Below are 12,836 nucleotides of genomic sequence, written 5' to 3'. Positions count from 1 at the left end.
CGTACAAAAAAATAAGCTGGCGAACCAGCTTATTTTCTTGAACGCCCGGTATTCAACAGCGCTTATTTGAGGTAGAGCTTGGACGGATCTTCGAAAATGACGACCGGCTTCAGCACGGCTTCGTCAAGACCGCCGTAACGCTTGTCGACGGCGACGATCGTCTTGGTGTAAGCGATCGGGTAGATCGCCGCGTCTTCCGCGATGATCTTCTGAACGTTCTTGTAGATCGCTTCGCGCTTCGTCGCGTCGCCTTCGCCGGCGCCTTGCTTGAACAGAGCGTCTACTTCGGCGTTTTTGTAGTGCGAGTAATTGGACGAGCCGTCGGACGTAAACAGCATGCTGTACGCATCCGGATCGAAGCCCATGATGTAGCCGGTGATCGCCAGTTCATAGTCGGTCGCCTTCGGATCGATGAACTTCGCGACCCAAGCCGAGGAATCCATGCTGTTCAACTCGATCGTGATGCCGATGTCCTTCAGCTTCTGCTGCACGTACAGGGAGATCGCTTCCTGCACCTTGTTGCCGCTTTGCACGATAAAGCGCAGCTTCAGGTTGCTCACGCCGGCCGTCTTCAGCAGTTCCTTTGCCTTGGCGACGTCGTTGTCGTAGGTCGGTACGTCGTTCGTCTGGTACAGCACGTCCGGCGTCAGGAACGAATGGGCCGGATCGGCATACTCGGCGGACGTATACGCAACTTGGATCAGCTCTTCGCGATTGAGCGCGTAGGCGATCGCTTGGCGAACTTCCTTCTTGTTCAGGACGCCCGTGTCGCTATTTTGGTTAAACATTATATATGCCAGACGGCCTTCGCTATATGGCTGAATGTCGAAGTTGCCCGTGGCTTCGATCGTGGACACGTCCTGCGGATCGAGATACTTCACGTTGATCTCGCCGTTTTGAAGCGCGAGGTTCGCGGCGTTCGTATCTTTCGCGATCCGGTACGTGATCGAATCAAGGTGCGGCTTGCCGCCGAAGTAGCCGTCGAAGCGTTCGAGCGTCAAGTACTCGCCGGTCTTGTACGCTTTGAACTTGAACGCGCCGGAGCCGACAGGTTTTTTTGTTCTTGTCGCTCTTCTCGATGTTGGCTTCGTTCTCGAAGATGTGCTTCGGAATAGGGGACACCTGTACAAGCGTCGCTTCGAAGCCTGGCGCGACCTGCGGCAGCTTGAGCTCTACCGTCGTGTCGTCGACCTTCACCGCTTGAATCGGCTTGCCGCCGATGATGAAGTTGCCGCGCAGGAAGCTGTTCTGGGACTCGTCGAGGATCTTGTCGATCGTGAACACGACGTCGTCCGCCGTCAGCGGCTGGCCGTCATGCCAGGTGAGGCCGCTCTTCAGCTTCAGCGTATAAGTAAGCTTGTCCTCGGACAGATCGAGGCTGTCTGCCAGGTAAAACGTCTTCTTGCCCTCGTTCACTTGAAAAAGCGGCGCGTAGAGCGCTTGGTCGATCGTCAGGCTGACGCGGTCGCCGGCGTAGTTCGGGTTCAGCACGACCGGGTCCGAAGCGACGGCGACGATCAAGCTTCCGCCGTCCTTGGCCTCGCCGCTCGCCGCCGGCTGCGAGCCGGAAGCCGAAGCGCCGGCGGACGCGGTGCCTGAGGCGCTTGGCGAAGCGTTGTTCGCGTTGTTGCCGGAGCACGCGCTGGCGAGCATGGCGAGCAGCGTAAGAACGACGATGCCGGTAAATCGTTTTTTGTTGCGGTTTAGCATAGGTTCACCCTCCACGAAATCTCTGTATCTGTTTTTGTAACAGTTTGATTATATTACATCGGGTTAGTCGGATTTGCAAGTTTTATTTCAAAACAATTTGTCGAATCTGATAGAATATGCCGAAAGAATTGTATTTTATCGATCGTGCCGCTATCGATCGTGCCGCGCTTCGGCAATCGAATCGGCGAAATGCGCCTACGAATGATGGTATCCCACAAATCGGATGGAAGTATGCGCGCGATGAAGGCCGCAAAGCGAAGAAGACCCTCTCCCGTACCGGCGGGAGGGGTCCTCTTCAAGGGAAGTTTGATCGCTGAAATCGCGGATAGGAACAAACGTGTCCGTTCTCTCGGCATTGCGCCTCGCAGGTCTCAACCAGGAACAGCCCTGTCCGTTCGCGCTGCCGTGCCTCCTCGCCGGTCCCGGTTAGGAACAAAACTCGCCAGTTGCGCAGTCCGTTCCACCGCTGAAGTTCCGTGTAAGAACAACTTCGGTGCCTGTTCCTTTACGATATAGTCTCAATCAGCAGCAACCTGTCAGCTTCGCATTTCGTTCCCGCCCAAGCGAGGGAAGTCAATTTAACGCAGCCGAATAAGGAACGTCTTGATCTCGTCAGGGCGCCAGCTCGAAACGCAGCGGCTTGTCTCCGTCATGACGATCGCCGATCGGACGCTCCAGCAGGTCGCATTCCTGCCAGGAAGCGATCTCGCAGCCCGGCGTCAGCGTCGTCAAGCCGCGGCCGCCCGCGTATTCGTGCAGCCGGACGACCAGCGCGTCCTCGTCCTCCGCTTTTTTTGATCGCGTCGAAGGCGATATGCGCGCCGTCCGCGCGCAGCAGCGACTTGCCCGCGAACGCGCTCGCGCCCGGGACCGCCAGCAGCGGATCGTTGAGCGCCCACGCCGCCGTCGCCGTTCCGCCGGACGCCCAGTCTCCCGCGTGCGGATAGAGCGAATACGTAAACAGATGCTCGCCCTGGTCGGCGTTCGGATCGGGATCGATCGCGGATTTGATGAGCGACAGGCGGATGACGTTGTCCTTGATGTCGTGGCCGTATTTGCAATCGTTGAGCAAGCTGACGCCGTAGCCGCGCTCGGACAGATCGACCCACTGGTGGCCGACCGTCTCGAACCGGGCATGGTCCCAGCTCGTGTTCCAATGCGTCGGACGTTTCACGTTGCCGAACTGGATGTCGTAGGTCGCTTCCGTAGCGCGAATCTCCACGGGGAACGCGACCTTCAGCAGCTGTTGATGCTCCCGCCAGTCCACGCGCGTGACGAAGTCGATTCGCCGGTCGTCCGCATAAACGACAAGACGCTGCTCGATAACGGAAGCCCCGTACGCCCATTCCAAGCGCAGAACGGCGCGCAGCGCGCCGCATTCGACGAGCTCGAGCTTCCTCAGGTCCGTCACTTCGCGCCGCTTTTCCTGATAGAACAAATCGATATCCCACGCTTCGAACATTTTCGGCTTGTCCTCGAATACTTGCAGCTCGTTCGCGCGCGCTCCCCGGGGCAGCACCTCGCGGGACAAACCGCGGTCGTACAGGCGGACAAGTCGGCCGGCTTCGTCGAACGCGAGCTCGTAATGCGGCGTCCGGAGCACGCCGTCCGCCCATTCGAACGCTTTGACCGACGTCTGCTGCCCGGCGGACGGATCGAAGCGCAGCGTCGCCGCGCCGGTCGCCGGCACGTCCTCCGCCAGCACGAGCCAGCGGCTGCCGTCGAATTCCGCCCGAAGGGGCCGCCCTGCTTCGCCGAGCCATCCGCCTTGCGAGCCGATGCCGGCCTGCACGGGAATCTCGACCAGCTCGGTCCGGTCGAAGGCGGCTCCGTTATATACGCTGACGACGGCGCCTTCCGCTTGCCCGGCCAGCCGCTCGGCCGCCGCCTGGATCGCCTCCTTGCCCAGGCGCTCCGCTTCGGCATACTCCGCTCTCGCATCCTGATAGACGGCGCCGATCGAAGAGCCGGGGATGATATCGTGGAACTGGTTGCGCAGTATCGTCGTCCAGCCTTCGTACAGCGCCTCTTTCGGATATCCGGACCAATCCCCGCCGCCCGCGACGGCGCCGAGCGAATGCAGCCATTCCGCTTCGCGGTACATCAATTCAAGCTTGCGGTTCATTCTTTTATTGTAGGCTTGGCTCGTATACGTCCCGCGGTGGTACTCCAGGTACAGCTCGCCGTCCCACGTGTGGACGTACCGGTCCGTGCCCGCTACCGTTTCGTGCAGCTTGTCGAAAAAGTCTCCGGCCCGCCCCGGCACGACCTTGGGCAATCCGGGCATCTCGTCGAGCCGCCGCCGCATCTCCAGCATATGCCGGTTAACGCCGCCGCCCCCGTCTCCGTAACCGTATGAGAGCAGGAGTTCGCGGTTGATATCCTTGTCGCGGTACGTGTCCCAGATCCCCTTAACGGTGAACGGTTCGATCTGGCCGTTGTAGGTGTACCACCAGACGTTCGGATCCGCGACCTCGGGCGTCGTGATGAAGTGCGTCAATATTTCCGAGCCGTCGATGCCCCTCCACTTGAACGTATCGTGCGGCATCCGGTTGTACTGGTTCCAGCTGATCTTGGTCGTCATGAACGTCTTGATGCCGGACTTGCGCAAAATCTGAGGCAGCGCCCAGCTGTAGCCGAATACGTCGGGCAGCCACAGGTAGTCGCATTCGACGCCGAACTCGTCGCGGAAAAAACGCGTGCCGTGCAGGATCTGCCGCACGAGCGACTCGCCGCTCGTCAGGTTGCAGTCCGCCTCGAGCCACATCGCGCCGCCGGCCTCCCAGCGCCCTTCCTTGACCCGCTCGCGAATTTGCTCGTAGATCTCGGGATAGTCCTTTTTCAAATAAGCGTAAAGCTGGGGCTGCGTCTGGAGGAAGAGGTACTCCGGATACTTCTCCATCAGTCTCAGCACCGTGGAAAAGGAACGGGCGGACTTCTCCCGCGTATGCTTGAGCTGCCATAGCCAGGCGACGTCGATGTGGGTGTGTCCGATGGCGCGGACGGTCACCGGATGTTTGTTGTCCAGCTCGGATAACGCCGTGCGGAGCGCGTCCGCAGCCAGGCCGACCGAGACGTAAAATTCGTCCGAGCCCGGACGGGACCAATCGAGCAGCTTAAAAGCTCGGTCCGCAGCCGTCAACAGGTCGTGCTTGGACGGGTTGGATTCCTCCAGAATCTTGGCCGTCTCAAGCGCAGCGCGCCCGGTAAAGTACAGATCGTCGGCCGCCGCGTCCAGCACGGCGAGCTCGGCGCGCTTGAACTGATGCTCCTGATCGCGCGGACCGCCGCCGCCTTCGAGTCCCGACCAGAGCCGGAAGACGAGCTCGATCTCGCTGCCGGCGAGCTCCGCCGGAACAAACACTTCCTGATGGTTCGTGTCGACGCCTTGAAAGGGACGGCCGTTCAGATAGAGCAGCGACTCGAAGGCCGCGTTGTTGCCCGCCCCGGTCAGGCCGAAGTCGAACAGGCCGACGACCTCCCGGCCCTTCCAGTCTTCCGGTACGCGCACCTTGCGCCGCAGCCAGACGTACCGGTCGTAACCGACCCAGCGCTCTCCCTTGCGCATGCGAAGCTCGCCCGTCAACTCCGGCGGACGGCTGACGCCGTTCGCGCCCGCCTCGTCCTCCTGCATCTCCCACTCGTCCAGCGGCAAAGCGTGGCGGTAACGGTACGCGGCCAATTCTTCGATTCGTTTCTGAAGCTTCTCCACGATCCAAAACATGAATGAAGACCTCCTCCAATAAGTTATGACACGTGTTATGCACTTCCGTAAAAAAAGCGGCGTCGTCATCCGCGTGAGCGCTCGGGAGCGCTGTCCCCGGGTCTGATCGACGCACGCAGCCAGCGCTTGGCGGCAGGCTCGTCCTGCGGGGACTCCAACAGCAAGCGCACCGCTTCCTCCCCCCATCTCGGCATACGGGATCTCCACCGAGGCAAGCGACGGCGTCATGTACGCGTTGCTCCGGCGGGTGTTGTCTCCCGCCATGAGAACAAGCTGGTCGCCGATCCGAATGCCCTTCTCCCAAGCCGCCTTGTACAGCGGCACGGCGCCCACGGACCAGTTGATCAGAATCGGCGGCAATTCGTTGCCGCCGGCGGCCGCTTCTTCCAGGTACCGGCCGAGCCACGCTTCGTCGCCCACGTGAAAGCTGCGGATGACGGGCGCAAAGCCTCTCTCCCGGCACCATGCTTCGTATGCCGCCTTGCGGTCGCGCTCCGCCCAGTTCAGCCCGGGCCCCTCTTCGTACGCTTCGAGGTACGCGGGATAACGGTCCGCCGTGCCCCCCAAATAATCCAACGCCTCACGAATGCTGTCGCGGTAGTCGGCGAGCACGGAAGCGACGCCATCCGTCTTCGCATAACCTTCTACGGACACGTAAGGGACGCAGGACTCTCGGACCCGCTCGATCCATGCGGCGCTCTCGTATTCCGTCACGTCGAGCGTCACGATCCCGTCGATTCTGCGCTGGCGGTACAAGTCGAGCATGTTCAGCCTGTCCTGGTCGTCCTCGCTCTCACCGCTGATCAGCACGTGGTAGCCGCGCTCCGCGCAAGCCTTCTGCATGCCCTCGAGCACCTGCAGGAAAAGCGGATTTTTCATGTCGCCGAACGCGGCCACGCACCGGCTGAGCCCGGTCTTCATCGCCCGCGCCTGCGCGTCGACCTGGTAGTTCAGCTCCTTGATCGCTTTAAGCACCTTCGCTCTTGTCTCAGGTCCGACGCCAATGCCCGGCGTGCCGTTGATGACGGCGGACACGAGGCTTCGCGATACGCCCGCGGCTTTGGCCACGTCGAAGCTCGTCGTTCGCTTGCCGATATTCGGCGTCTTGCCTTTGCCTGTCATAAGTCGCACCTCACCGTGAATATAACACGTATTATAACCGCGCGCAATCGGCTGTTTTTTCGCCGTTTGAACGGTATCCCCTTCGATCAGGAACGCGCCCTTTTTCGCCGTTTGAACGGTATCCCCTTCGATCAGGAGGGCGCGCGTTGGCCGAAGCCCGGACCTACTCGAACAGCGACAGTCCGAGAAAGATCGCCGCCCCCCCACATGATCAGGGCGGAGATTTTATTCAGCGCGAGGAGGAAACGGCCCGAGGGATCGGCTTGGCCCGCGATTCTGCCCGCGAGCGCCAGACCGTGGAACCACAGCCACGAGACGGCGATGCAGGTGACGGCAAAAACGAACTTCTCCCAGCCGTCGTAGCGCAGCGCGCTCGTGCCGATGACGCCGACCGTATCCATGATCGCATGCGGATTAAGCAGCGACAGCGAGGCGGTCAGCGCGATCTGGCGCCACGCGCCGAGCCGGTCAGCCTGTCCGCCGTTCGCGGCCCTTGGCTTGCTCCGCCAGATGACCCAACCCATATACAGCATAAACAGCACGCCGACGGAAACGAGCGACGTCTTGATCCAGCCGATGCCGAGCGCGACTGCAGACAAGCCGAATACGGCGAGCGAGACGAGCAGCGTGTCGCAGACCGAAGCCGTTAGCGTGATCGGCAACGCGCGGACGTAACGAGGCTGCAGCGCTCCTTGGCTGAAGACGAATACGTTTTGCGCCCCGAGCGGGAGAATGAGTCCGAGCGCGAGGAGAAAGGCGTTGATGACGACGTGCGGCATGATGCGGTTTCTCTCCGTTCTGTATGAGGCAATACGATCCCGGCAAAGAGAAAGAGGCCGATCCGCGTCGCGTTATGCGACGGCATGATCGCCTCCGGCTCTTGCCGATCGGATGCTCGAATGGCTTCAGGGAACTTCCCTCGATAGCGCAGCCTCGTAGATCAGCTTAAGGATCGTCGTCTTCGTAATCCGGCCCACGACTTCGGCGACCGGCGTTCCGCCGTGCGGATGCGCTTGGACGACCGGAAGACCGTCTACCTCGTGCGTAATCATCTTCCGCATCGCGTCGAGGATCGTATCTTCCGGCGCGACGGTGACGATATTGGGGAACCGGGTCATCACCATGCCCAGGACGACGGCGTCCGCGTGCGCGTTGCCGACGGCGACCTTAAGCAGATCCTTGCGGGAGACGATGCCGGTCAGCGAGCCCGACGCATCGACGACGATCAGGCTGCCGACGTTTTCGAGGAAAAGCGAGACGACGGCGTCGCCGACGGTCGCCGTCTCGCGGAGGACGACGGGCACGCCCATCACTTCCTTCACGCGCATCCGCAGGACGGCATCCTGCCCGGACGAGCCGGCATCGCCGGACGCGGCGGCCGGGAAGTAGCCGACCTTGGGCTTGGCGTCGATGTATCCCAGCATCGCCAGCAGGCCGAGATCCGAGCGGATCGAAGGGCGGGTAACGCCGAGCGCCTCCGCGATCTGTTCGCCGGTGATCGGCGCGCGCTTGCGAACCAGATCGACGATCTCAAGCTGGCGCGTTGATAGTTCGAGCATGGCAACCTCCAGGCTGGACGACTCTTTTCCCCCATTGTAACCGATCCGCGTCCCGCATCACACCCCTCCGCGCAAAGGCGCCCGATCTCGACGATTTTCCTTTACGGCCCGGTTGCCCGCCTCTCTTCCATATCTATTCAGATCGCCTGAACGGTCCGGCTCTTCTTCTCCTCGGCCGCGCTTTCGATCGCCGCCTGCGCGGCCGCGATCCGCGCCATCGGAATGCGGTACGGCGAGCAGCTTACATAATCGAGTCCCGTGCGATGGCAGAACGCGATCGAATCTTTGTCTCCGCCATGCTCCCCGCAAATGCCCGTCTTCAAGCCCGGCTTGCGCGAGCGCCCTTTCGTCGCCGCAATTTCGATGAGCTGCCCGACGCCGTCCGGATCGAGCACCTGGAACGGGTTGTGCGGCAGCAGCTTCTGCTCAAGGTAGTGCGACATGAAGCCGCCCTCCGCGTCGTCTCTGCTGTAGCCATAGGTCATCTGCGTCAGGTCGTTCGTGCCGAAGGAAAAGAAGTCCGCATGGGCCGCGATGCGATCCGCCGTCAGCGCGGCGCGCGGCACTTCGATCATCGTACCGACCTTGTACCCGCAAGCGCTCATGCCAGCCTCGCCGAGCACGCGATCCGCGGCACGTTCGACCCGTTCGCGCAGCAGGCTCAGCTCGCTCGCGTCGCCGACAAGCGGAATCATAATCTCGGGATGCACGGAGATTCCACCGTCCATGCATGCAGCAGCAGCCCGGAAGACAGCCTCGGCTTGCATGTCGTAAATCTCGGGATAAACGATACCCAGCCTGCAGCCCCGCTGACCGAGCATCGGGTTGGCCTCGTGCAGCGCATGTACCTTGCGAATCATTCGCCGCAGTTGCTCCTGCTCCTCCTCCGTTCCGGCCGCCTGCAGCTTCTGCTGCAATTCACCCGCATTCGGCAGAAACTCGTGCAGCGGCGGATCGAGCAGCCGAATCGTAACGGGCAATCCGTCCATCTCCCGGAACAGCCCTTCGAAGTCTGCCTGCTGCATCGGCAGCAGCAGCTCGAGCGCCGCCAGCCGCTCCTCGCGCGACTCCGCCATGATCATCGCCTGCATGACGGTCAGCCGCTCCGGCGCAAAAAACATATGCTCCGTCCGGCACAGCCCGATGCCTTCCGCGCCGAAGCCGCGCGCGATTCCAGCGTCGGCCGGCGTATCCGCGTTGGCGTAAACGCGCAGCCTGCGAATGTCGTCCGCCCAGCGCAGCACCTGCTGCAGCTCATCCGTCACCGCCGCTTCCTTAAGCGGAATGCTGCCCGCGTAAATGCGGCCGCTCGTACCGTCGAGCGTCAGCCAGTCCCCTTCGGCGATCGTCCGTCCGCCCGCCTCCGCCTGCCGCAGCGCCTGATCGATCCGCATTTCCTCGCAGCCGCATACGCACGGCTTGCCCATGCCTCGCGCCACGACCGCCGCATGGCTGGTCATGCCGCCACGGCTGGTGAGCACGCCCTCCGCGGCGAGCACGCCGTGAATGTCCTCCGGCGTCGTCTCGGCCCGCACAAGGATGACGGGCTTGCCCGCCTGCGCCCACGCCGCGGCCGTATCCGCGTCGAACACGGCCAAGCCGACGGCCGCGCCCGGAGACGCGGGCAGACCGGAAGCGATCGGCTCTCCCGCCGCTTGCTCGTCAATGCCGCGGTGGAGCAGCTGCTCCAGATGCGATACCTCGATCCGCATCAGCGCTTCCTCGCGCGAGACGACGCCTTCGGCCGCGAGGTCCACGGCGATCCGCAGCGCCGCCTGGGCATTGCGCTTGCCGCCGCGCGTCTGGAGCACGTAGAGCTCGCCGCGCTCCACCGTGAACTCGATGTCCTGCATGTCGGCGTAGTGCAGCTCCAGTCTATCGCACAGCTCGGCCAGTTCCTCGTAGACCCGCGGCATGACGTCCTTCAGGGTCGCGATCGATTGCGGCGTGCGCACGCCCGCGACGACATCCTCGCCCTGCGCGTTGGTCAGATACTCGCCGAACAGCGCGCGCTCGCCGGTGGACGGATTGCGCGTGAACACGACGCCGGTGCCGCAGTCGTCCCCTTTGTTGCCGAACACCATGCTCTGAACGTTGACCGCCGTGCCCTGCTCGTCGGGAATGCGGTTGATCTTGCGGTACACCTGCGCCCGCTGGTTGTGCCAGGACTTGAACACGGCTTCGGTCGCAAGCGTGAGCTGCTCGTGCACGTCCTGGGGAAAATCAATGCCCGAGAACGTCTTCACGCATTCCTTGTATTCGCCGATCAGCTTCATCCAGCCCTCGGCCGACACTTCCTGGTCCTGCTCGATGCCGAGCTCGCGCTTCAGGCGGCGCAGCAGCTTTTCGAAACGGATCGATTCGATGCCGAGCACCACCTGGCCGAACATCTGGATGAGCCGCCGGTAGCAATCGTAGGCGAAGCGGTCATTGCCCGTGACCGCGGCCAGGCCCTTCACGGTCTCGTCGTTCAATCCCAGATTGAGGATCGTGTCCATCATCCCGGGCATCGAGTCGACAGAGCCCGACCGGACGGAGACCAGCAGCGGGTCGGCGGCATCGCCGAGCCGCTGACCTTTCTTCTCCTCCAGCCGGGCGACGGCTTCCCTCATTTGAAGCTGAAGCTCGCCCGAGATCCGATTGCCCGCCCGGAAAAAAGCGCGGCACGCCTCGGTCGTAATCGTAAACCCGGGAGGCACCGGAAGTCCGACGCGCGTCATTTCCGCCAGATTGGCGCCTTTCCCGCCCAGCAGCGTTCGCATGCCGGCATTTCCTTCTTCAAAGCTATAAACCCAGGATTGCATACTCATCAATCTTCGCCCTCGCTCGCCTCGACCGTCTCCAGGCAGCCTTCCTGCCCGCACACGCCGTATATTTTTTTCACACCGTTGGTCGGAATCGTATACATGAGCTGCTGACAGTGCTTGCAGATGACCATACCCAGTTCAAGAGCCGGAGCGGTTCCCTGTAAAGCGTTCGTCGCGTTCGACATGCTGCTTCTCCTCCCGGCGGTTCGGAATAATGCCGCCTTTTAAAATTTATTGTGTGTCACAATTATATATATGCGTCATTAATATTGCAATAAGCTACACGAAAATAATAAAAAATGATTAATGAGACCTGTAATCAGGGTAAATGAGTCACAATAAATCGCGAGTTAGAAGTAAACCGTGCAACTGGGGCCGTTAGCGCGGCGAGTGGGGAGAATTAAACGGAAAAACCGTGCAACTGGGGCCGTTGGCCCGGTTGAGGGGCGAGTTGGCCGGGAGACGGAAAACGTGCAATTAACAAGCAAAAAAGGTACAGCCCCGCGTTTTCGCGGGACTGTACCTTTTTACGTTATCGCGCCGCTTCGCGGGCGAACTTATTTGCCCTTGATGCCCAGCGCCTGCTTCAGCTTCGTGAACACTTCGGTATTCTCGTAGATGCCGGTGAAGAGCTGCGCATTGCGACCCATGGCCGTGATCGGAACGTCGACGGCCGTGTGGCCCGACGTCGTCCAGTCGACGACGAAGTTTTGCTTCGTGCCCACGATCTGGAACGGTCCGTCTTCCTTGGAGATACCGTCGCCGGATTCGTCTTCCGCGTTCGCTTCCTCGATCGAGAAGCCGCCGGTCTCGTGATCGGCGAGCACGAGCACGAGCGTCTCCGGATGCTTCTTGGCGTAGCTCTTGGCGACCTGGACGGCCTGGTCCAGCTGTTGGCCGGCCTTGATCGTCATTTTGGCGTTGTTCTGGTGCGCGAACTCGTCCGTGCCTTCTTCCTCGACCATCAGGAAGAAGCCTTTTTTTGTTCTTGGACAGCGTATCGATCGCTTTTTTGGGTCATTTCGGGCAGAGAGACGACCGGGTTGTAGATGTCGCCTTCGCCTTCGGGCTTTTGCTGGAACATCTCTTCGTTGGAGAAAAGCCCGAGCAGCTTGCCGCCCTTCGCCTTTTGCAGGTCCGCCTTCGTGGAAACGTAGCTGTAGCCAAGCGATTTGGCTTTGTCGACCAGGTTGCCCTGCGTGCCCTTGCTCTTCTCCGAAGGATCCTCGGCAGGCTCGTCCTTGAACTTGCCGGGGTTGCCCGCCGGATACCAGAAATCTTCCCCGCCGCCGAGGATGACGTCGATCTTGCTCTTGGTCAAATATTGCAGCGCGATGTCGCTCTGCTTGGAGCGGTCTTCGACATGCGCGCCGAAGGCTGCGCCGGTGGCGTCGGTGACTTGGCTGGTCGTGACCACGCCGGTCGATTTTCCTTTTTCCTTCGCGTATTCCATGATCGTCTTGACCGGCTTCTTGTCGGCATCCATGCCGATTGCGCCGTTGTAAGTCTTAACGCCGCTGGCATAGGCGGTCGCCGAGGCCGCCGAATCCGTGACCGGCACCGTGGAGCTCGTATGAATCAATCCGACGTACGGCATCGCGTCCATCGCCAGATTGCCCTTCTCGCCGACCGTCGCCAGGCGGATGGCGTCGCGCTGCGCGGCGCCCATGCCGTCGCCGACGAACAGGATGACATTTTGCGTTTGAGGGGATGCGGCGTCCGCGCGGTCGTTCGGCTGAGCGGTGACTGCGCTGGCTGTCAGAATAGCTGCCGTCATCGTACCGGCCAGCGTGGCTTTGAACACTTTCTTGTCTCGAAGTTTCATCGTTTCCCCTCCACATTTGGTATACAATCCTATACTAGAACGGCTTCGTTAAGCGCGTGTTTAGATTTTGTGTGCCGCACGTAAAATGC

General features: G+C 61.3%; 4 protein-coding genes and 4 pseudogenes. All 8 read right to left on the bottom strand.

What is annotated here, in order from left to right:
- Window positions 1-62: 62 nt before the first annotated feature.
- The 8 genes and pseudogenes from OMP40_RS36010 to OMP40_RS35975 all read right to left on the bottom strand — a co-directional run bounded on the left by OMP40_RS36010 (window position 63) and on the right by OMP40_RS35975 (window position 12,747).
- A pseudogene (locus OMP40_RS36010) lies at window positions 63-1,710 on the bottom strand (ABC transporter substrate-binding protein).
- A 578-nt stretch (window positions 1,711-2,288) separates the two neighbouring features.
- A pseudogene (locus tag OMP40_RS36005) lies at window positions 2,289-5,434 on the bottom strand (glycoside hydrolase family 38 N-terminal domain-containing protein).
- A 192-nt stretch (window positions 5,435-5,626) separates the two neighbouring features.
- A pseudogene (locus OMP40_RS36000) lies at window positions 5,627-6,556 on the bottom strand (LacI family DNA-binding transcriptional regulator); the annotation flags it as partial.
- Window positions 6,557-6,687: 131 nt separating this feature from the next.
- Complete coding sequence (locus OMP40_RS35995) at window positions 6,688-7,335, bottom strand: LysE/ArgO family amino acid transporter (protein ID WP_277538734.1); 648 nt, start codon at window positions 7,333-7,335, stop codon at window positions 6,688-6,690.
- Window positions 7,336-7,461: 126 nt separating this feature from the next.
- Window positions 7,462-8,115 carry a helix-turn-helix transcriptional regulator gene (locus tag OMP40_RS35990; protein WP_277538732.1) on the bottom strand — a complete coding sequence of 218 codons (654 nt, stop codon included), beginning with the start codon at window positions 8,113-8,115 and terminating at the stop codon, window positions 7,462-7,464.
- A 137-nt stretch (window positions 8,116-8,252) separates the two neighbouring features.
- A complete protein-coding gene (ppdK, locus tag OMP40_RS35985) occupies window positions 8,253-10,919 on the bottom strand; it encodes a pyruvate, phosphate dikinase (RefSeq protein ID WP_277539718.1) in 2,667 nt (888 codons plus the stop codon).
- Window positions 10,920-10,924: 5 nt separating this feature from the next.
- On the bottom strand, window positions 10,925-11,107 hold the full coding sequence (locus OMP40_RS35980) for a GapA-binding peptide SR1P (protein ID WP_277538730.1): 183 nt from the start codon (window positions 11,105-11,107) through the stop codon (window positions 10,925-10,927).
- Between the two features lie 372 nt (window positions 11,108-11,479).
- Window positions 11,480-12,747, bottom strand: a pseudogene (locus OMP40_RS35975) (alkaline phosphatase).
- Window positions 12,748-12,836: the final 89 nt, after the last annotated feature.

Source organism: Cohnella rhizosphaerae (assembly GCF_029525575.1).
Classification (GTDB): Bacteria; Bacillota; Bacilli; order Paenibacillales; family Paenibacillaceae; genus Cohnella; species Cohnella rhizosphaerae.
The sequence above is the reverse complement of the archived record's forward strand: the minus strand, read 5'-3'. Positions and strand labels throughout refer to the sequence as shown.

Bases quoted from the DNA above. Each gene is read 5' to 3' on its own strand.
- ppdK (WP_277539718.1), bottom strand. From the start codon at position 10,919: ATGCAATCCTGGGTTTATAGCTTTGAAGAAGGAAATGCCGGCATGCGA.
- OMP40_RS35995 (WP_277538734.1), bottom strand. From the start codon at position 7,335: ATGCCGCACGTCGTCATCAACGCCTTTCTCCTCGCGCTCGGACTCATT.
- OMP40_RS35980 (WP_277538730.1), bottom strand. From the start codon at position 11,107: ATGTCGAACGCGACGAACGCTTTACAGGGAACCGCTCCGGCTCTTGAA.
- OMP40_RS35990 (WP_277538732.1), bottom strand. From the start codon at position 8,115: ATGCTCGAACTATCAACGCGCCAGCTTGAGATCGTCGATCTGGTTCGC.